General features: G+C 41.5%; 18 protein-coding genes. 4 read left to right on the top strand and 14 right to left on the bottom strand.

Features of this window, described 5'->3' with window-relative positions:
* From E1163_RS14450 to E1163_RS14425, 6 genes are all read right to left on the bottom strand, one after another.
* On the bottom strand, window positions 1-517 hold a 517-nt coding region (locus E1163_RS14450; protein ID WP_221418003.1), incomplete at its 3' end, for a sigma-70 family RNA polymerase sigma factor.
* 113 nt (window positions 518-630) lie between these two features.
* Entirely contained in the window at window positions 631-1947 is a 1317-nt protein-coding gene (locus E1163_RS14445) for an aspartate kinase (RefSeq protein WP_155173009.1), read from the bottom strand.
* Between the two features lie 105 nt (window positions 1948-2052).
* Window positions 2053-2958 (bottom strand): DUF4382 domain-containing protein, encoded by a 906-nt coding sequence (locus E1163_RS14440; protein WP_185156092.1) that lies wholly within the window; start codon window positions 2956-2958, stop codon window positions 2053-2055.
* A 279-nt stretch (window positions 2959-3237) separates the two neighbouring features.
* Window positions 3238-4155 carry a DUF4382 domain-containing protein gene (locus tag E1163_RS14435; protein ID WP_155173005.1) on the bottom strand — a complete coding sequence of 306 codons (918 nt, stop codon included), beginning with the start codon at window positions 4153-4155 and terminating at the stop codon, window positions 3238-3240.
* A gap of 220 nt (window positions 4156-4375) precedes the next feature.
* On the bottom strand, window positions 4376-6301 hold the full coding sequence (gene dnaK, locus E1163_RS14430; RefSeq protein ID WP_155173003.1) for a molecular chaperone DnaK: 1926 nt from the start codon (window positions 6299-6301) through the stop codon (window positions 4376-4378).
* 149 nt (window positions 6302-6450) lie between these two features.
* Window positions 6451-7065: a hypothetical protein gene (locus tag E1163_RS14425; protein WP_155173001.1), complete on the bottom strand. Its 615-nt coding sequence runs from the start codon at window positions 7063-7065 to the stop codon at window positions 6451-6453.
* Window positions 7066-7136: 71 nt separating this feature from the next.
* Here E1163_RS14425 and E1163_RS14420 point away from each other — a divergent pair, with 71 nt between their 5' ends.
* From E1163_RS14420 to E1163_RS14405, 4 genes are all read left to right on the top strand, one after another.
* Window positions 7137-8717: a peptide chain release factor 3 gene (locus E1163_RS14420; RefSeq protein ID WP_155172999.1), complete on the top strand. Its 1581-nt coding sequence runs from the start codon at window positions 7137-7139 to the stop codon at window positions 8715-8717.
* 21 nt (window positions 8718-8738) lie between these two features.
* Window positions 8739-9413, top strand: a complete 675-nt coding sequence (locus tag E1163_RS14415; RefSeq protein WP_155172997.1) for an RluA family pseudouridine synthase — start codon at window positions 8739-8741, stop codon at window positions 9411-9413.
* Window positions 9414-9419: 6 nt separating this feature from the next.
* Entirely contained in the window at window positions 9420-9722 is a 303-nt protein-coding gene (locus E1163_RS14410; RefSeq protein WP_155172995.1) for a DUF6787 family protein, read from the top strand.
* A 120-nt stretch (window positions 9723-9842) separates the two neighbouring features.
* Window positions 9843-11111: an alpha/beta fold hydrolase gene (locus tag E1163_RS14405; RefSeq protein WP_155172993.1), complete on the top strand. Its 1269-nt coding sequence runs from the start codon at window positions 9843-9845 to the stop codon at window positions 11109-11111.
* A gap of 584 nt (window positions 11112-11695) precedes the next feature.
* Here E1163_RS14405 and atpC read toward each other — a convergent pair.
* The 8 genes from atpC to E1163_RS14365 form a co-directional block, all read right to left on the bottom strand.
* The gene (gene atpC, locus E1163_RS14400) at window positions 11696-11944 is read right to left on the bottom strand and encodes an ATP synthase F1 subunit epsilon (RefSeq protein ID WP_155172991.1); all 249 of its coding nucleotides are present in this window, start codon (window positions 11942-11944) and stop codon (window positions 11696-11698) included.
* Between the two features lie 78 nt (window positions 11945-12022).
* Entirely contained in the window at window positions 12023-13531 is a 1509-nt protein-coding gene (gene atpD / locus E1163_RS14395; protein WP_155172989.1) for a F0F1 ATP synthase subunit beta, read from the bottom strand.
* A gap of 129 nt (window positions 13532-13660) precedes the next feature.
* Entirely contained in the window at window positions 13661-14875 is a 1215-nt protein-coding gene (locus E1163_RS14390; RefSeq protein ID WP_155172988.1) for a sensor histidine kinase, read from the bottom strand.
* Window positions 14876-15007: 132 nt separating this feature from the next.
* Window positions 15008-16285: an ABC transporter permease gene (locus E1163_RS14385; protein ID WP_155172986.1), complete on the bottom strand. Its 1278-nt coding sequence runs from the start codon at window positions 16283-16285 to the stop codon at window positions 15008-15010.
* Window positions 16282-17193: an ABC transporter ATP-binding protein gene (locus tag E1163_RS14380; protein WP_155172984.1), complete on the bottom strand. Its 912-nt coding sequence runs from the start codon at window positions 17191-17193 to the stop codon at window positions 16282-16284. The genes E1163_RS14385 and E1163_RS14380 overlap by 4 nt, the downstream gene beginning before the upstream one ends.
* Before the next feature lie 166 nt (window positions 17194-17359).
* Complete coding sequence (locus E1163_RS14375; RefSeq protein ID WP_155172982.1) at window positions 17360-18253, bottom strand: DUF4097 family beta strand repeat-containing protein; 894 nt, start codon at window positions 18251-18253, stop codon at window positions 17360-17362.
* A 112-nt stretch (window positions 18254-18365) separates the two neighbouring features.
* Window positions 18366-19478 (bottom strand): molecular chaperone DnaJ, encoded by a 1113-nt coding sequence (gene dnaJ, locus E1163_RS14370; protein WP_155172980.1) that lies wholly within the window; start codon window positions 19476-19478, stop codon window positions 18366-18368.
* 20 nt (window positions 19479-19498) lie between these two features.
* On the bottom strand, window positions 19499-20125 hold the full coding sequence (locus E1163_RS14365; RefSeq protein ID WP_155172978.1) for a nucleotide exchange factor GrpE: 627 nt from the start codon (window positions 20123-20125) through the stop codon (window positions 19499-19501).
* Between the last annotated feature and the right edge of the window lie 16 nt (window positions 20126-20141).

Genomic DNA, 20141 nt, shown 5'->3' with positions numbered 1-20141 from the left:
AAATTTTTCTATTATTTAAAATATCGATATTCTCTTTAAGCTTATCCATGGCCTTATACATTTTCTTATGTACGGCACTCAGGCTTACACCTTGTATATCAGCTATTTCCTGAAATGACATCTTGTCTACCCGGTTCATGAGAAAAACTTCCCGTTGAGATGCGGGTAAGCTTGAGATAGCTTTTTCAAGCTGCTCCTTAAACTCTTTCTCTTCCAAAATGTATTCTGGGTTTTGGTGATTTTCCTTGTGCTTATAATCTTTTGCAAAAGATAGCACTACTTTACTATGCTCTACTTCATTTAGAAACATGCGGTTGGCCGTGGTAAACAAAAAGGCTTTAGCTTTCTCCATAATTACCTTTTTGCAGTTCTCCCAAAGCTTGATAAAGGCTTCATGCATAAGGTCTTCCGACTTTTCCATGTCACCGCAACGATAGTATAGAAAGTTTCTTAATTTATTCGCATTCGAACGGTAAATGTTCTGATAATTGTTCTCTCTGCAAACTGAATCGCTCACTTATATTAGATGTTTTAACGTGTAATTTTCTAAAAATGCGAATTTTCTAGTCATGAAAGAAGCCGCCCCGTAAAGTTTTTTTACAAATCCCACAAGGGCAGCTTCTGTATTTACTATTCAAAAAGCCCTTTATTAAGCGCCTTCAGCATTTCTGAGGTATATCCTGAGTCTATAAGCAGCGATATATTATTTTTACTTCCACCATAGGAAACCATCCTTACCGGTATGTCTGATACGGAAGTAAATATCCTTTTCAGTACACCTTTTTTTGCAGAAACCATACTGCCAACAATGCAAATAATGGTCTGGTTAGAATCTACTTCCACTACACCGAAATGACTCAGCTCCTCTACGATCTGATCAAGATGCCGTGACTGGTCAATAGTTACAGATACAGCAACCTCGGAGGTGGTTATCATATCGATTGAAGTTTTGTACTTCTCGAAAATTTCAAATATTCTTCTCAGAAAACCATGAGCCAGCAACATTCTGGTTGATTTAATTTTTATAGCAGTTATGCCCCCTTTTGCAGCAATAGCTTTTACATCTACATCCCCACTGGTATTGCTGATCACTGTGCCTGGTGCGTCATGGTCAAGGGTACTTTTTAGCCTTACAGGTATACCATACTTTTGTGCAGGTAATATTGAAGAAGGATGCAGTATTTTTGCTCCAAAATAGGCCAGCTCGGCAGCCTCATCAAAGGTTAATTCACGGATAGGATAAGTATTTTCAACTATTCTGGGGTCATTGTTGTGCATACCATCAATGTCCGTCCATATCTGCACCTCTTCGGCATGGATGGCAGCGCCAATAATTGATGCCGTATAATCACTTCCGCCACGCTGCAGGTTATCGGTTTTACCCTCATGGTTTCTGCAAATGAACCCTTGGGTGATATAAAGTTTACCAGGATTATCGGCTATAAGCTTTTTTAATTTTTTTGAAATCGCTTCAATTTCGGGTTCGCCATCCTGGTCAATGGTCATGAAATCCAGGGCTGGCAAAAGTATATTGGGAACCCCCGACTCCAGCAGGTACTGATGGAACAGGTTGGTTGATAAGATCTCGCCATACGCCAGCATAGTCTTATTGTTGCCCAGGTTGAAATCCGGGATAAGCGCTAAAGCATTCATTTCGGTAAAGTATTTTTCAATGATATCTTCACCCTTCTGTTTGCCTTCTGCCGTGCTGAAAAGCCCCTCAATAAAATCTTTATAATGTTTCTTTAGGCTTGTTACCTTCGATTTGGCCTCATCCTGTTTTCGCGATAATAATAATTCTCCGATTTCCACCAATGCATTGGTAGTACCGGAAACCGCAGATAATACAACGATTTTCGATTCCTTATCAGCAGTGATAAGGCCGGACACTTTGTGCATGCGCTCGGGCATACCTACTGAGGTCCCTCCAAATTTGTAAACAAACATTATTTATAGATTTTAAATTAGCCGGTAAATTTAAAATGATATTCAAATAAAAAAGCCCCGTTTGGGGCTTTTTTATAGTTTTTTCAAAAAATGGACTTCTTACTGCTAATTTAATAAATCAAGCCCCAGATCGAGCTCCAATTTAGCGCCGGCTTCAAGCGTCACATCTTCATAAGACCCGATCAGTTCAACAAATTCACCATTTTCATCATAAGCAGCAAAATAGAGGTCATAGGTACCCGAATTTATAAAGGCCAGTGTGAAATCACCATCAACCACTACACTACTGGTTACAGCATTGGCAAACCTCACTTCACCTTCTTCCGGCTCGTCCATTTCAGACTCTGCGAAAGTGTCATTTTCATAAGCAAAGGCTATAACTTTATCATACCCGGCACTATCCAGGCTGTCTATGTTAAAGTGCCCGTTGATCATCGCAGCATCCTGATTGGCAACCAGTCTAATAGTGGGTTTTAATATGAAATTACCACTGCTACCTGCCTTTACCACAGCCTTACGTACGTCAAAATCCAGTGTAATACCTACTACACCACCTTCGGGAATAGTAAACTCTCCTTTAGCTTTATAACCTGACTGAGCGCCACTTGGTACAAAAAGTGGCTCTTTGCTTCCGTCAATATATTCGATGTATGAACCTTCGTTTTGAAGCTGATCGTCCACTTTCTTTTTAATATTTAATATAAGTCGTACTTCGCTGTACGTTCCGGCATCCATCTCGTTTTCTGTAAGTAGGAAAGCCTCACCGTTTTGATAGCTGAGCAGGTCTATTGAAACTGGTTCTTCAAACTCTTCAATGGTTTCCCAGCCTTCCGGGCCGTTGGCTTCCACTCTGTTCACTGATATTACTACTGCCGATACGTTGGCGTCGTCAATAGGAGCATCTGTGATATAGATACTTGCCTTTCCTTTTCCATTGGTGGTACTATCATCATCGTTGCAGGCAGTAATTACCAATGCAGATAAAAATACCACACTTAACATTCTAAGCATTTTCATAGTTTTAGTTTGTTGGGTTTGTTCAAATTAAACGTTTAAACAAGTAAGTTGATTTCCCTAAACCTACGAATGTTGTTCTGCTACAGATAAATGGATGTATAAATCGATGAAATGTAAGTGCTTGAATAATAGGTTTTTAGCTTAAAATATCAGTTCAATGCCCCAAAATGGGTTTTCGGCTATGCGCTATTAGTTGGTCCGAACAATACATACAATAAAAAAGCTACCCTGTAAAAGGTAGCTTCCAAAATTGATTAATGACCAATTGGCAGTTTAAAGAAGTTCGTTCAGTTTGATCGAAATGTTAGCTTTAGCCTGTGCCCCTACTTTAACATTGCTATAGCTGCCCAGAAGGTTTAAAAATTCTCCCTGTTCATCAAACATGGCAAAATATACATCGTAAGTTCCTGTATTGAGGTAGGCCAGGGTAAATTCCTGGTTCTGATCCACCATACTGCTGGAAATGGCATTGGCAAACCTTACATTCCCTTGTGTTGGTGCGTCCATTTCACTTTCGCTAAATGCGCCATTCTGATATACAAAAGCCACAACACGGTTGAAAGCTTCCGTTCCGGATAATTTTCCTTCAATGGTACCGGCATCCCCATTGGCGACTAATCGTATCGCAGGTTTCAGCAAGTATTTATCTTCTTTGCCTGCGGCAACCAGCGCCTTGCGAACATCAAAATCCAGAGTAATTGAAGCACTTCCGTTTTCAGGTACTATAAAACCTCCAATGGCTTTGTACCCGGTCTGTTCACCACCTGGAGTATAGAGCACTTTTTTGCTTCCGTCTTTAAATTGGATATATGATCCCTGAGCATCTGTGGTTCCTCCGTTTTCCTGAATGTTCAGGTTGAGTCGCACCTCAGTATAGGTACCGGCGGCAATTTGTTCTTCGGTTAGTAAAAACGATTCGCCGTTTTGATAACTCAAAAGATCAATGGAAACAGGCTCATCAAAGTTACTTAAGTTGATCCATCCTTCCGGACCTTTGGCTTCCACACCTGTTATAGATATAAAGACTGCAGATATCTCCTGATTATCAACAGGAGCATCAGTCAGGTAAATGCTTGCTTTCCCTGTCCCTTCTGCTTCCCGGGTATTTACCGGCTCCTCGTCGTCTTCATTACACGCAGTGAATATCAATAATGATAATAACACTACAGCCCACGCATTTAATACTTTCATAGCTTCTGATTAGTTGTAAATGTTGTATTCAAAAAATTAATTACCCTCAGAGAACGCGTGTATATGAGGAATATGTATGAGACAAACCATGAAGCCGGTTATTGGCAGGTGAAATGCGGTATGTATCGTTGAGCACCGGAATTTGGGAAACCCAGCACCTTGAAACAAAAAAAGAGGCTGCCGAACCGGCAGCCTCTTCACCTTAATTAAAATGAGCAGATTACTTTTTATTATTGTCATCTACTTCTTCAAATTCTACATCAGATACATCACTGTCTGATCCGGCTTCGGCCTGACCTCCAGCTTCAGGTCCTGCGGCACCACCGGCCTGGTCAGCACCAGAGGCAGCGTACATTTCCTGAGCAGCCCCTTCCCAGGCTTTGTTAAGGCTTTCCATAGCTTTGTCTATGGCAGCTACATCCTGAGACTGGTGTGCTTTCTTCAACTCCTCAAGGGCCTCGTTGATCTTGGTCTTGTTACCCTCAGAAAGTTTTTCACCATACTCTTTCAACTGCTTTTCAGTCTGGAAGATCAGTGAATCGGCAGAGTTGATCTTGTCAATCTTCTCTTTCGCATTTTTATCAGCTTCGGCATTAGCCTGAGCTTCCTGCTTCATTTTTTCGATTTCTTCATCTGTTAAGCCTGAAGAAGCCTCAATTCTGATCTTTTGCTCTTTACCAGTACCTTTATCTTTGGCAGAAACATTCATGATACCGTTGGCATCAATATCGAAAGTTACTTCAATTTGAGGTACACCTCTTGGAGCCGGTGGAATTCCATCCAGATGGAATCTACCGATAGTCCTGTTATCTTTTGCCATTGATCGCTCACCTTGCAGCACGTGAATCTCCACGGAAGGCTGGTTATCAGCAGCGGTTGAGAACACTTCAGATTTTTTCGAAGGTATTGTAGTGTTGGCTTCTATAAGCTTGGTGAATACACCACCCATAGTTTCGATACCCAGAGAAAGCGGAGTAACGTCAAGCAGAAGTACATCTTTAACCTCTCCTGTAAGTACACCACCCTGAATTGCAGCACCGATAGCCACCACTTCGTCAGGGTTTACACCCTTTGAAGGTTTTCTTCCGAAGAACTTCTCAACTTCTTCCTGGATTTTAGGGATCCTTGTAGAACCACCTACCAGGATTACCTCGTCAATGTCAGAAGCGCTAAGTCCTGCATCTTTAAGAGCAGTCTTGCAAGGGTTCATAGATCTTTTGATCAGATCATCAGAAAGTTGCTCAAATTTTGCTCTTGTAAGTTTTCTTACCAAGTGCTTAGGCACACCGTCTACCGGCATAATGTATGGCAAGTTGATCTCTGTTTCAGTAGAGCTCGACAATTCGATCTTAGCTTTTTCAGCAGCTTCTTTCAATCTCTGAAGGGCCATAGGATCTTTTCTTAGATCTACGTTCTCATCATTTTTGAATTCTTCTGCCAGCCAGTTAATAATAACCTGGTCAAAGTCATCACCACCCAGGTGCACATCACCGTTAGTAGACTTTACTTCAAATACTCCGTCACCAAGCTCGAGGATTGAGATATCGAATGTACCACCACCAAGGTCATACACGGCAATCTTCATATCCTTATCTTTCTTGTCGAGACCATAAGCCAACGCCGCAGCAGTAGGCTCGTTAATGATCCTTTTTACTTCAAGTCCGGCAATTTGACCAGCTTCTTTTGTAGCATGACGCTCAGCATCATTAAAATAAGCAGGTACGGTAATTACCGCTTCCTTAATTTCAGTACCCAGGTAATCTTCAGCAGTAGACTTCATTTTTTGAAGGATCATAGCTGATATCTCCTGAGGTGTATAATGTCTGTCCCCGATCTTAACCCTTACGGTGTCATTGTTACCCTTTTCAAGGGTATACGAAACAGTCTTACGCTCTTCGCTAACCTCACTGTACTTTTTACCCATAAACCTCTTTACGGAGCTGATCGTATTATGAGGGTTGGTTATAGCTTGCCTTTTCGCAGGATCTCCCACCTTTCGCTCGCCTTTTCCGTCTTCCAGAAAAGCGACAATCGAAGGAGTTGTTCTTCTACCTTCGCTATTTGGGATTACCACAGGCTCATTCCCCTCCATCACGGCAACGCAAGAGTTGGTTGTTCCTAAGTCAATTCCAATAATTTTTCCCATGATAAATTCTTATTTATTAATATTCAGTTTCAAAAGATTTTATTCGTTATCAATAGGTTATCAATGGTTATGCCAAATGGATTAATGTGACAGATTGGCAGGAAAAGTAATTGAATAAACAGGGAAAACAAACTTAACTTATGAAACAGTCATTCTTTTTCTTTTAATGAGGTAAAATATTGGAGTGCTTGGATTAGTTCTTCTGTTTCGGTGAGCTTTAAACGATTTTCAGAAATATAATCGCGCATTTCGTCTTCATATTTATTAAATGAAGAGAATAAAGTTTTACGATCTATTTTTTTATCATCGCGAATCAATCTTAATTCACCATTTGCAGGATCAATTAGAAACCACTTTTGTACTACACGCTTAACCGGCTTTATTTTTGGTTTTGAAAAATCGAGAGGTTGAAAGTCTCTTTTTAATAGAGCAATGGACGAACTCTCGTAACATACTTCAAAAAAAAAGTAACGTGTTATTCCCTGATTTTTTAGTTCAATGGGAAGGGAATAAAACTTGGTGTTGCCAGCGCCATCAGTATTTTGTAGGAGAAAATAATCGACATACAGAGGGGTGAAATTTTTAACTGCATCTTCCGTTTTGATTAAAACCAACCCCTCAATTAGCACTGGGTTAAAAGCAATCTCAGACTCGATTATTGAACCATCCCTTAATACAATCACTCCATCTTGCCAATTGGGTTTCTGTTGAGCATACGCATAATTTAAACTAAGGAACAGGATAAAAATAAATAGTAAACGCACGTTTTAAGTTTTTCTAACTTATTAATTCATAATTAAAACTGTAAATTTGCACCTTATTTTCAGATTAACCTATGGCATTGAAAGAAGAAATAGCAAAGAGAAGGACATTTGGGATCATCAGTCACCCGGATGCAGGAAAAACAACACTGACAGAAAAGCTACTGCTTTTTGGAGGTGCGATACAAACTGCCGGGGCGGTGAAGTCGAATAAAATAAAGATGCATGCCCGTTCTGACTGGATGGAGATAGAAAAACAGAGGGGTATATCAGTGGCTACCTCCGTCATGGGTTTCAATTATAATGGCAAGAAAATAAATCTGCTGGACACCCCTGGTCACCAGGATTTTGCCGAGGATACTTATCGTACCCTTACGGCTGTAGACAGCGTGATCATGGTGATTGATTGTGTTAAAGGGGTGGAGATACAGACAGAGAAGCTGATGGAGGTATGTCGCATGCGTAAAACGCCGGTGATATGCTTTATCAATAAACTTGACAGGGAAGGCCGAGATCCGTACGATCTGCTCGATGAGATAGAAGAGAAACTCGACATAAAAGTACGGCCTTTGAGCTGGCCCATCAGTATGGGCAAGACCTTTAAAGGAGTTTACAGCCTTTACAATAAAACACTACACCTCTTCCAACCCAGCAAAACCAAGATCGAACAAGACGGTGAGGTTATAGAAGACATCAAAGACCCGATTATTGATAAGGAAGTGGGAGAGAGCTATGCCAACCAACTCCGTGAAGATGTGGAGTTAATCGAAGGAGTGTATCCGGAATTTGATGTCAATGAATATCTGGCGGGCAATGTGGCCCCAGTATTTTTTGGTAGTGCAGTTAATAATTTTGGGGTTAAGGAGCTTCTGGATTGCTTTATTGAACTTGCCCCGGCACCAAAACCGAGGGAAACCGAGGAGCGGGTTATTGCGCCGGATGAAAATAAATTCTCAGGCTTCATCTTTAAGATACATGCCAATATGGATCCTAATCACAGAAACAGGATCGCTTTTATCCGTGTATGTGCAGGGAAGTTTGAAAGAGGGGCCAATTACTACCATGTGCGCTCCGATAAAAAGATCCGGTTTTCCAATGTCACAGCTTTTATGGCCCAGGAAAAGGAGTTAGTCGATGAGGCCTGGCCCGGTGATATTGTAGGCCTGTACGACACCGGTAACCTCAAAATCGGAGATACGATTTCAGAAGGTGAAAAGGGGATTTATAAAGGCATTCCGAGTTTCTCTCCAGAGATATTCAAAGAGGTAGTTAATAAGGATGCCATGAAAACCAAACAGTTGGAAAAAGGCCTTAACCAGTTGATGGAAGAAGGTGTGGCGCAGTTGTTTTCTTATGAGCTTGGTGCAAGAAAAGTAGTGGGGACAGTGGGAGCACTTCAGTTTGAGGTAATTCAGCATCGCTTAAAGCACGAGTATGGTGCTTCATGTGATTTCATGTCCATGAACCTCTATAAAGCCTGCTGGATAAGCAGTAAGGATAAAAAGAAGCTCAACGAATTTGTGGATTCCAAATACAGGCACATTGCAAAAGACAAAGATGGGAAACTTGTCTTTATGGCAGAGTCACGCGCATGGCTCACCATGGTACAGGATAATTTCCCTGACATAGAATTCCACTTTACATCAGAGTTTTAAATAAATTAGCGAACGAGTAACATGCTTACGAAAAAGGATATTTTATATGAAGACAATCACCTGTTGATTGTCAATAAGCCTGCAGGGCTACTCGTTCAGGGAGATAAAACGGGTGATGTAACGCTTGCTGAAGAAGGCAAAGCTTATATCAAAAAAGAATACAATAAGCCTGGGGCAGTTTTTCTCGGCGTTGTACACCGGCTCGATCGTCCGGTAAGTGGAGCTGTAGTAATGGCTCGTACCTCTAAGGCTCTTGAAAGAATGAATAAAGCTTTTAAGGAGAGAGAGATTGAGAAGACTTACTGGGCTATAACAACACACCGACCTCCTAATACGCAAGGCGAGCTGGTGCACTGGTTAAAGAAAAATACAAAGATCAACAAGGCCATAGCTTCAAATAAGCAGGTGAGTGGCTCACAAAAGGCTATATTGAATTATAAATTAATTGGCCGTATTGCCGAATATTATTTACTTGAAGTTAAACTTATGACAGGGCGGCCGCATCAGATCAGGGTGCAATTGGCCAAAATAGGCTGTACCATTATGGGGGATGTGAAATACGGCGCCGATAAGCCTGCAAAGGATGGTAATATTTACTTACATTCCCGGTCAGTATCTTTTGAGCACCCGGTAAAAAAGGAAAAAATGACATTAGTGGCACCGGTGCCGAATGATCAGATCTGGAAATTATTTTAATAGCTAATGAAGAAACCCGGCTGGTTAGATAAATTGGAAAGGCGATGGAATGTGACAACAGTCCAGGCTATTGTCATTTTGATTGTTTTTGCCTGTACGGGATTTACGGTTTTATTTTTAAAGGAACCCATTCTATCATTGATCGCTGATGAGGAAGACAGAAACTGGGTATTTACCGTGTGTTACTACTTGCTGATCCTGCCAATCTACAATATTATTCTGTTGATCTACGGCTTCCTATTTGGGCAGTTTAACTTTTTTTGGGAGTTCGAAAAGCGAATGTTCCGAAGAATGTTTGGGAGGCGATAGAGCTTCTAATCATTTCTAACTACAGAGATTACTTGTCTTCAAATTTCAAAGCACTCCGTTGCTTTCTGGGTAAAAAGTCAAAAGTTGCTAAGTTTGGTGCTTCACAACTTAAACTGCCTTATGAAGATATTACAATATTTAGCCCTGATCCTAACTTTAACCCCGGTTGTTACATTTGCACAAAACACACCTTCAATGGTGTCAATAGGTGAGCGAATATCAATCCAATCGAAGGTTTTAGACGAAGAGCGGAGTATACAAGTGTACCTGCCCCCAAGTTATTATTATGGGGATCAGTCCAATTTTCCGGTTGTGTATCTTATGGACGGCGATTACAACTTTCATTATGATACCGGGCTCATAGAGCTGCTTTCCAGTGTAAGTGAAGAGATTCCCGAGATGATCGTTATAGGGATTTCGGATAAAGGAGCTGAAAAGTATCGAAACTATTGTAAACCAACGAATGGGACTGAAAAAAGTGGAGATGCTGATAGGTTTATGAGCTTTATTGAGAAGGAGCTAAAGCCTTTTGTGAAGCAGAATTATAAAGCTTCAGATTACGATATACTTATTGGTCACTCACTGGGTGGCTTATTTGCTACCCACTATTTTATGAGTAACCCATCGGCCTTTGATGCCTACATTGCCATAGACCCGTCATTGTGGTGGAATGATTACAAAGCGGTGGAAGATGCTGATTCAGTATTTAATGGAGTGAAGGAGCTTAAAACTCAATATTTCATATCGTTGGCAGATACAAAAGGCATGGGTGTTATGCCCTTTGTCGGGGTTCTTGATAAATATTTTCCTCATCAGAAGCAATGGCATTTTATGCATTTTCCTGATGAAAGCCACAACTCTGTAGGTCTGCCCACCATTAAGGTTGCTTTAAAGAAATTATTTGCCGGCTGGGCAATGAACAGGGATAAGTTTATGGCGCTAAATGGAGCAGAGGACCTAATTGACTATTTCGTAGAGTTAAAGACAACCTATCATACTTCGTTTGCCTTGCCGGTGGGGCTACTGGGCAATGTAGTCTATTACTATAGGGATAAGCCGACAGAGCTGGATAAGTTGGAGGCTGGAATAAAGGAGCATTTTCCGGCTTCACTGAATGAATTTTATGTTCAGAAAGCGTTACTGTATTTTGAGAAAGCTGAATACGACAGAGCAGCAGAAGTATACAAGATGAACGTGAACCTTCATCCTGGATCATTTAAGTCCTACGATGGTCTTGCACAGGTTTATAAAGCAAAAGGGGACATTAAAAAGGCAAAGGAGATGAGCAGGAAAACTATTGACATGGCTAAAAAAGCGAAGGTACGCCAATGGCAGTTGAATGAATTAGAGGCACATGCTGAAAGCATTGCCGCCGGAGTATCCAAATAATCTTTATCAATAAGAGATCAGCGGATTTCCAGGGAGGCCCTAACTTTTAGATTCTGTGCTTGACAGACAATTGATAATAGTAATCGGCAAAAGTAGTAGGCAAATCAGCGTGAAAAAGCAATAGGTGCGGTTTTATCTTGTTTCACTGGTAAGCGTTACGTTGAGAGTTTTTGTTTTTCCGATTCACCTGCTCCACTGATTTTCCGCCTGCCCTCCAATCAAAGCTATTAAGATAAGGCGGGATTATATATTACTTCCCAGTAGAGTCTCTCGAAGACCTCGAAGAGGACTCTACGGCATTCTGAGGCACAATCTTTAATTATGGAAGGAGACCATTGCCGGGAGAGGCGATGCTCAGAAAGGTAGCAACCTCTGCTTGAAGGTAATAACCCTCAGCCGGTGTTACCGAACAGCCGCAATTTAGCCCTGTAAGCTATCATTAAGTTTATTACCCCAGGAGTGTGTATTTGCAGTGTTCTACTGCCTTAACATAACTTCATAGCCTCAATAAGGGGTAAAAGAAAAAGGCTGCTTAAAAGTGAGTTTACTTTTAAGCAGCCTTTTTAGTTTTCTATTCTTAAAATCTACTCTCCAACCAATCCGTCGGCAAGTAATACGATTTTATTGTTCAGCACTTCTACAACACCACCGGAGATTTCTACCTGGTGTTTCCCATCTTTGTTTTGATAAATTACCACACCTTCGCCTAAGCTACTAACTAAAGGAGCGTGGTCATTTAAAACCTGAAATGAGCCGTCAACACCCGGAAAAGTAACAGCATTTACTTCTCCTCCATATACTTTTTTAGCAGGTGTAACTATTTCTAAAAACATATGACAAAGTTTGGTTTAATGATCTGCAGGCAGACCTGATAAAAAGTGTGAGGCTGTAGGCCTCACACTTACCAGAATTTATTTTTTAGTTTCAGCAAGCATTTTCTCGCCTTTCTTGATGGCATCTTCTATTGAACCTACAAGGTTAAATGCCATTTCAGGAAGGTGGTCAAGCTCTCCATCCATAATCATGTTGAAGCCTTTGATGGTATCTTTGATGTCAACAAGTACACCAGGGATACCTGTAAATTGCTCTGCAACGTGGAATGGCTGAGAAAGGAATCTTTGTACCCTTCTTGCTCTGTGGACAACTTCTTTATCTTCATCAGAAAGCTCGTCCATACCAAGGATGGCGATAATATCCTGAAGTTCTTTATATCTCTGAAGGATCTCTTTTACTCTTTGTGCACATCCGTAATGCTCGTCGCCAAGTACGTCAGCGCTCAGGATCCTTGAAGTAGAATCCAAAGGATCCACTGCAGGATAAATACCAAGCTCAGAGATCTTTCTTGAAAGTACTGTAGTAGCATCAAGGTGGGCGAAAGTAGTAGCAGGAGCAGGGTCAGTCAAGTCATCCGCAGGTACGTAAACGGCCTGTACAGATGTAATTGATCCCTTTTTAGTTGAAGTAATCCTTTCCTGCATGGCACCCATTTCGGTAGCCAGTGTAGGCTGATAACCCACAGCAGAAGGCATACGACCAAGAAGGGCTGATACCTCAGAACCTGCCTGTGTGAAACGGAAAATGTTATCAACGAAGAAAAGGATATCTTTTCCTTGTCCTTCTCCATCACCATCACGGAAGTATTCTGCAAGGGTAAGACCAGACAAAGCCACACGTGCACGAGCACCTGGAGGCTCATTCATCTGACCGAATACGAATGTTGCTTTTGATTCTTTAAGTTTATCCTGATCAACCAGGCTAAGGTCCCATCCACCTTCTTCCATAGATTTGGAGAAAGCTTCGCCGTATGTAACGATACCTGATTCGATCATCTCACGGAGAAGGTCATTACCTTCACGGGTTCTTTCACCCACACCGGCAAATACTGATAAACCTGAGTATGCTTTTGCAATGTTATTGATCAACTCCTGGATAAGTACGGTTTTACCTACACCGGCACCACCGAAAAGACCAATTTTACCACCTTTTGAATAAGGTTCGATAAGGTCAATTACTTTAATACCAGTATAAAGCACCTCAGTTGAAGTAGATAAATCTTCAAATTTAGGAGCAGGTCTGTGTATGGGAAGACTGGTTTTTCCGGAAGGTTGAGCAATACCATCAATGGCTTCGCCAATTACGTTGAACAGTCGGCCCTTGATATCATCACCGGTAGGCATGTTGATAGGGGCTCCGGTGTCAGTAACTTCCATTCCTCTAACCAAACCTTCGGTACTTTCCATGGAGATAGTTCTTACTCTGTCTTCCCCAAGGTGCTGCTGGCATTCCAATACCACCTTTTGACCGTTTGCTTTGGTTACCTCTAATGAATCAAGGATATTAGGTAATTTAGCACCCTCAGCATCAAAGCTAACGTCTACTACGGGGCCGATTACCTGGGTAATTTTACCAATATTTGCCATCTTTTATTGTTTTATAGAAATGATTTAGTGCCTCGATAATTTCAGTCCGCAAAACTACATGTAAATTATCCATAAAGCAAAGCCAAGGGGCGTTTTTTCAGTTCAAAAGTTCTTCTAACGGCTTTTGGCTCAGGTGTGTAATACTATCCGGAAAGTGGTACCTTGATTTTCTTCTGAAGATTTAACAAAAATCTTTCCCTGGTGGTAAATTTCAATGATCCTTTTGGCCAGTGTTAAGCCCAGACCCCATCCTCTCTTTTTTGTGGTGAACCCCGGACTGAAGACCTGTCTTATTTTGGATTTGGGAATCCCTTTTCCGGTATCCGTAATATCCACAAATACACGGTGGTCGCTACCCTTTAAGATATAGATGTTAATAGACCCGGATCCGCTCATGGCATCCACGGCATTTTTGCAGAGGTTTTCAATTACCCACTCAAAAAGCGGCGGGTTGATCATCGCGGTGATCTGAGGTGTAAGTGAGTCGACCGTCATATTGACTTTTGGTGAAATCCTTGGTTTCAGGTAGTCAATGATATTTTTGATCAATACTTCAACATTTTCCTCTGAAAGCACCGGGGTTGAGCCAATATTTGAAAACCGCTCTGTAATTACCTGTAGTTTTTTGATATCCTTATCCAGTTCGTCAAAAAGGTTCTTATCCTCTATCTGCGCCTGATCTTTGAAATATTCTACCCAGGCCATCAACGACGAAATTGGCGTGCCGAGCTGATGGGCTGTCTCTTTGGCCAGACCTACCCATACCCGGTTTTGCTCTGCTGCCTTAGAGTAATTGAATATCAAATAGACAATAAATGCAAACAATGAGATAACGGATAGCTGCACGTATGGATAGTATATTAACTGAGTGAGCAGGAATGAGTTTTTATAATAAACGTACTGCACTTCATATATTTCGTTGGTGTTCGGGTCCCTCAACTTCACCTCTATAGGTTCATAAGTATCCCTCATTTCTTCAAGCTCTTCATATAGTTGCTGGTTCATTTGAACCTGGGATGCAGAAGAGTCGATTTCAATGTTACGATGCCCCGTGATTTCCCCGTTCTCAGTGATGAGTATAGTAGGAATGGAATTGTTCTCAAACAAGATCTGGTCCGTAATGAAATAGATGTTGTTGTCCAGGCTTTCATTAGCAGTATATTCCAATGCCTTGGCAAAAAGCTCGATCTGCTTGCGTTCCCTTTCCTTCAACTGGTCCACCAGTATGTCAGTGTAATAAATGGAGGCAACACTGATGAGTACTGACACTACCAAAACGATCCACTTGATCTTGGATTTGTTGTAATAGATATCAATACCGGTTGCTTTACTTGTTTTCGCCATAGATGACCTTAAAGTTGATCAAAATAAAATAAAAAAACCGGATAATAAACATTATCCGGTAATGACATGGCTGTCTTAACTATTGTTTTGAAGGTGTTTTCCCATTTATGCCTCGGGAGAACATACTTCATACTAATTCTTCATCATAAACCACTTGACCAGTGTTTTATAGTTTACTTTAACACCATGCATGAGGATACCCACCCGGTAAATCCTGCCGGCCAGCCATGTGGTAAATACAAAACCCAGTACAAGTAGCACCATAGACAGAGCCAGCTCCCATGCCGGAACGCCAAACCCTATTCTGCCCATCATGGCAATAGGGGAGGTGAACGGTATGATAGACAGCCAGAAGCTGACATTTCCATCTGGGTTGTTAACGATGCTGCCCATGCCTATTATGCCCGCAATCAGAGGGATCATAATCGGAAACATGAATTGCTGGGCCTCAGAAGGAGAATCCACTGCAGAGCCAGCAGCCGCAAACAAGGCACCATACAAGAGATAACCACCAATAAAGTAAAATATAAAAGTGAGGATGATTTTGGTAAACGGAATATTGGCCAGCAGACGCACAAATTTTTCTGATGTTTCTGCATCAGGGGCTTGCATGGCAGTTTCCTGAGGTATTTCCAAGCCTAAAAGTCCGAGGACTACGGTGGAGAGTACTGCTATAAGAACTACCCAGATCAGTACCTGGAAAAGTCCGACGGATGCGACTCCCAGAATTTTTCCCAGCATCAACTGGAATGGTTTAACTGTGGAGATGATCACTTCTACGATCTTGCTGCTTTTTTCTTCAATTACGCCCTGCATTACCTGACCTCCATAAGCAAACATAAAAATGTAGATCAGGAATCCTGTGAAGTACCCAATACCAAATGATATTCCGGCGTCGCTTTCTTTTTCTTCACCCTCGCTAATGTTTACCGCACGCAGGTCTATTTTAGTCTTTAACTTATCCAGTACTTCCTTATCAATATTGTAAACCTGGAGTTTACTGTCTTTGATTACATCCTCTATTTCATTTTCAATATCGCCAATAGTAGAAAAGTTAGGGTTACTTTTTGCATAGAGCACAAAACCTTCCGGGCTTTCAATTTTAAAATCAGGGATATACAGCAGCCCGTAATCATCGGATTCAGCCAATGCCTTTTTTGCAGATTCAAGGTCCCCGCTCACTTTAATGAATTCGTACTTGTCAGTATTTTCCAGGTTAAATGAGCCTTGTTCATCTAAAACATGGATCACCTCGGCACTGGCATTTTCAGCTTCTTCTTTCATTACATAGCCAATCCCACCTATCAGTGCAGGAAATATCAGAGGAACCAGAATAGTGGCTACGAGAAATGACTTCTTTTTAACTCTGCTTAGAAATTCTCTTTGTATAATTAATAATGTCTTGTTCATTGGGCACCTCCTACTTTAGAAATGAATATTTCGCTGATACTCGGGATCTTTTCAACAAATGAGTGTACTTCGGTAACAGCCACAAGGCTTCTGAGCAACTCATTTGGACTAGTACCCTCGGTCATTTTCACTATACTTTGATAGAAATTGTCGTATAGAAGGTTGTTGTCCAGTACTGAAAAGTTGTCGGGAAGTGACCCGTTGAGTGAGCCCTGGTGCTCCACTATGTATGTGTTTGACCTATAAGAGTGTTTGATGTCTTTTTTGGAGCCTTCCAGAATAAGTTGTGCATGATTGATCAGTGCAATATGGTCGCAAAGTTCTTCGACCGACTCCATACGATGTGTTGAAAATATGATGGTGCTACCTTTTTCTCTAAGCTCAAAAATTTCATCTTTTATCAGATTGGCATTCACCGGATCGAAGCCGGAGAAGGGTTCATCCAGTATGATCAGTTTGGGTTCATGGAGTACGGTAGAAATGAACTGTATTTTTTGGGCCATACCTTTGGAAAGGTCTTCCACTTTTTTGTCCCACCATTCATAAATTCCCAGCTTTTTTGTCCATGCTTTGCTGCGCAGTATGGCTTCTTTCCTTGAGAGGTTTCGAAGCTGCCCCAGATATACAAGTTGCTCGCCAACTTTCATTTTTTTGTACAGGCCTCTCTCTTCCGGCAAATAGCCGATAATCGAAATGTGATCAGGGTTAAGCTTTTCACCGTTTATAAGTACCTCACCTTCGTCAGCATCTATGATCTGGTTGATAATGCGGATCATAGTGGTTTTTCCGGCACCGTTAGGCCCAAGAAGCCCAAAAATGCTTTGCGAAGGAATACTCAGGCTTACATTATCCAGAGCGGTATGATTGGAATACCGCTTAGTAATATTTTTTGCAATAAGTGCTTCCAAAATATTTAAGGTTTAGTTTCTGTTCAGGGTCAATGCTTTATATGGCGAATATATCCATAGGTGGCATCAATCCAATGACGAATCTACCATAAATAAGGGTGAAGGCGAAGCAAACTATAGGGAACGGTTATATAATCTGCTGAAAATTAGATAAAAGAGGCGGGGGTTACTTCTTTTCTTTGAAAACAATGCTGCCCATACTCACATCCAGATTAAATGACAGCAAATTGTCAGCATCTTCATCATAGGCATCGTTTACAAAAACATTGTCAGAAAGTTTTTTAAAGGATTTGGTAAGTTTCACTTTGCAGAGCCAGGAGTCATTGACGGTGACTATTACCGGAATCTCATCTTCAGGAAGCATGATCATCAGATTACCGGCCCCTACGCTGCCTTTAATTTCACTTCTTACCTGAGGTTTATCGCTAAAGTCCAGGAGGAGATTGCCAAAACCTATGTCTGCTACCACATGTTTGGATCGGGAAAGGTTAAGCTTCTTTACGTTTACAGATCCCAGGTCTACCTTTACATAAAAGGTGTCCATTACCACCTGGTTATTTTTTCCGGATAGGTATCCTATATTAACATCAGCGCTTCCAGTGTGTATTTTTAACTTCCCGATTGAAAGCCCTGACAGGTCAATATCAGCTTCGCCAATTCCGTATTTGAGATTTAAATTATAGTTTTTGTTATCAGTGAGGTATACCTTCCATAGCTTTTTGGCAGACTCATCTGACGTGCCAAACATACGGTAAGATATTGACTGGCTCAGGCCTTCGGACCGGTCGTCTTCCAGCGCTAATTTTATGGTACAGGTTTTATTTTTGATGGACTTGTCGAAAGAGTGGGAATAATTATCGTAGTCCTGATCGCTATATACGTTGAGAAGCTCAGAACTCTGGCTGGGCTTTAATAAACAGGAGCCGCTGTTGACACTAAAATGAAGATCAACCCGCTCCACTGCCTTATTGTCCTCAATTGAGAACTGCTTTTTAATTTGTGAAAATGAAAGGGTAGTACTGATGATCCCTGCAACCAGTAAAAAAATTCTTCTCCGCATAGTGTGAGTAAATACGGTATTTGTTTTTGTTGAGTTACAAGACATTAGAAAATTATCAACAAAAAAAGCGACAAACAGTAAATTTGTCGCTTTCATTCTATTTCATCTTTTTTTATTCAAAAAACTCTCTCATTTTTCCGAATATACTCTTCTCGCTTTTCCCAGGTTTTGGGTGGAAATTGGATGAATCGCGCATGCTTTCCAGCTTTGCTTTTTCATCAGAAGAGAGATGTTTCGGTGTCCATACGTTGACATGGATCAGTTGATCTCCTTTGCCGTAACCGTTCAGGTCTTTAATTCCTTTGCCCCTTAGCCTTAATATTTTTCCGCTTTGAGTACCCGGATCTATTTTAATACGTGCCTTGCCGGATATGGTAGGTACTTCTACCGATGTGCCCAGCGCAGCATCAATAAAGCTGACATAGAGGTCATAAACTACGTTATTACCCTCCCTGATCAGTTGATCGTCTTCTTTTTCCTCGATTACGATCAGCAGGTCTCCGGCAGGTCCTCCGCCAGGTGCTTCGTTACCTTTACCTGACATGGAGAGCTGGATGCCATCACTTACGCCACCAGGTATTTTCACACTGATAACCTCTTCTTTAGGTACAAGCCCTGAACTGTCAACTCCGGGAGGCCTGTGATCTATGATCTGGCCTGATCCGTTACAGGTAGGGCACGTGCTGGTAGATACCATCTGACCTAGCATGGTGTTTACGGCCTTTCTCACTTGTCCGCTACCATGGCAGGTAGAACAGCTTTTGAAGGTAACACCATCGGCTTTGATCAGCCTGTTAACTTTTATTTTTTTCTCAACGCCCTCGGCTATTTCCTCCAGGGTGAGTTTAAGTTTAATGCGAAGGTTTGATCCCCTCCTTTGTCTTCTGCGACCGCCGCCGCCTCCGAAGAAACTCTCAAACGGGCTGCCTCCGCCGCCAAAGATATCTCCAAATTGAGAGAAAATATCATCCATATTCATGCCGCCGCCGAAGCCGCCTCCGTTCATTCCGGCATGACCAAACTGATCATATCTTTGCCTTTTCTCAGGATTGCTTAATATTTCATAGGCTTCCGCAGCTTCCTTAAATTTATCCTCAGCCTCAGCATCATCCGGGTTTTTATCCGGGTGGTACTTGATGGCTACCTTTCTGTAAGCCTTCTTGATCTCGTCCTGAGAAGCGGATTTATCCACTCCTAAAATCTCGTAAAAATCTCTTTTCGCCATAAACTTGAATTTTCTCGCTCTTAGTTTCCGATAACTACTTTGGCGTATCTGATAACTTTATCTTTTAACATATAGCCCTTCTCCACAACATCAACCACCTTGCCTTTGAGGTTCTTTTTGGGAGCCGGTATTTGAGTGATGGCTTCGTGGAATTCAGAGTCGAAATCCATACCCTCTTTACCTTCCATTGCTTTCAGGCCTTTTTGCTCTAAAACTTTCTTGAATTTATTGTGAATGAGTTGTACACCTTCCTTTACAGCACCAAGGTCAGTGCTTTTATCCTCAAATGATTTTTCAGCTCGTTCGAAGTCGTCAATTACCGGTATCAAAGCAGTCATCAGGTCTTCATTGGCAGTTTGTACCATGTCCAGCTTTTCTTTTGCTGTCCTTCTTCGGAAATTTTCAAATTCGGAGTATAGGCGCAGGTACTTGTCTTTGCTTTCTGCCAATTCGTCTTTCAGACGTTCCAATTCTTTATTTGAAGCATCGCCTTCCTCAGATTCTTTTTCTTCAGATTTGTTCTCGACTTCTTCCTTTATTGCATCAACATTTTCGGGCTTTTCACCCATTGAAGCCTCATTTGCTCCATTCTGAGTTGATTCTTTGGTATCCTTCACTTCGTTTTCTTCTATATTCTCCTTGTTCATAGCTAGTTATATACCT

Origin of the sequence: Fulvivirga kasyanovii (assembly GCF_009711405.1) — a bacterium.
GTDB classification, from domain to species: Bacteria; Bacteroidota; Bacteroidia; order Cytophagales; family Cyclobacteriaceae; genus Fulvivirga; species Fulvivirga kasyanovii.
Note: the sequence above shows the minus strand (reverse complement) of the source record. Positions and strands in the feature narration are given on the sequence as shown.

Excerpts from the sequence above, each read along its gene's own strand:
- E1163_RS14375 (WP_155172982.1), bottom strand. The coding sequence starts at position 18,253 with ATGCGGAGAAGAATTTTTTTACTGGTTGCAGGGATCATCAGTACTACC.
- E1163_RS14415 (WP_155172997.1), top strand. The coding sequence starts at position 8,739 with ATGCTTACGAAAAAGGATATTTTATATGAAGACAATCACCTGTTGATT.
- dnaK (WP_155173003.1), bottom strand. The coding sequence starts at position 6,301 with ATGGGAAAAATTATTGGAATTGACTTAGGAACAACCAACTCTTGCGTT.
- E1163_RS14435 (WP_155173005.1), bottom strand. The coding sequence starts at position 4,155 with ATGAAAGTATTAAATGCGTGGGCTGTAGTGTTATTATCATTATTGATA.
- E1163_RS14390 (WP_155172988.1), bottom strand. The coding sequence starts at position 14,875 with ATGGCGAAAACAAGTAAAGCAACCGGTATTGATATCTATTACAACAAA.
- E1163_RS14405 (WP_155172993.1), top strand. The coding sequence starts at position 9,843 with ATGAAGATATTACAATATTTAGCCCTGATCCTAACTTTAACCCCGGTT.
- dnaJ (WP_155172980.1), bottom strand. The coding sequence starts at position 19,478 with ATGGCGAAAAGAGATTTTTACGAGATTTTAGGAGTGGATAAATCCGCT.
- E1163_RS14440 (WP_185156092.1), bottom strand. The coding sequence starts at position 2,958 with ATGCTTAGAATGTTAAGTGTGGTATTTTTATCTGCATTGGTAATTACT.
- atpD (WP_155172989.1), bottom strand. The coding sequence starts at position 13,531 with ATGGCAAATATTGGTAAAATTACCCAGGTAATCGGCCCCGTAGTAGAC.
- E1163_RS14365 (WP_155172978.1), bottom strand. The coding sequence starts at position 20,125 with ATGAACAAGGAGAATATAGAAGAAAACGAAGTGAAGGATACCAAAGAA.
- E1163_RS14445 (WP_155173009.1), bottom strand. The coding sequence starts at position 1,947 with ATGTTTGTTTACAAATTTGGAGGGACCTCAGTAGGTATGCCCGAGCGC.
- E1163_RS14420 (WP_155172999.1), top strand. The coding sequence starts at position 7,137 with ATGGCATTGAAAGAAGAAATAGCAAAGAGAAGGACATTTGGGATCATC.
- E1163_RS14385 (WP_155172986.1), bottom strand. The coding sequence starts at position 16,285 with ATGAACAAGACATTATTAATTATACAAAGAGAATTTCTAAGCAGAGTT.
- atpC (WP_155172991.1), bottom strand. The coding sequence starts at position 11,944 with ATGTTTTTAGAAATAGTTACACCTGCTAAAAAAGTATATGGAGGAGAA.
- E1163_RS14410 (WP_155172995.1), top strand. The coding sequence starts at position 9,420 with ATGAAGAAACCCGGCTGGTTAGATAAATTGGAAAGGCGATGGAATGTG.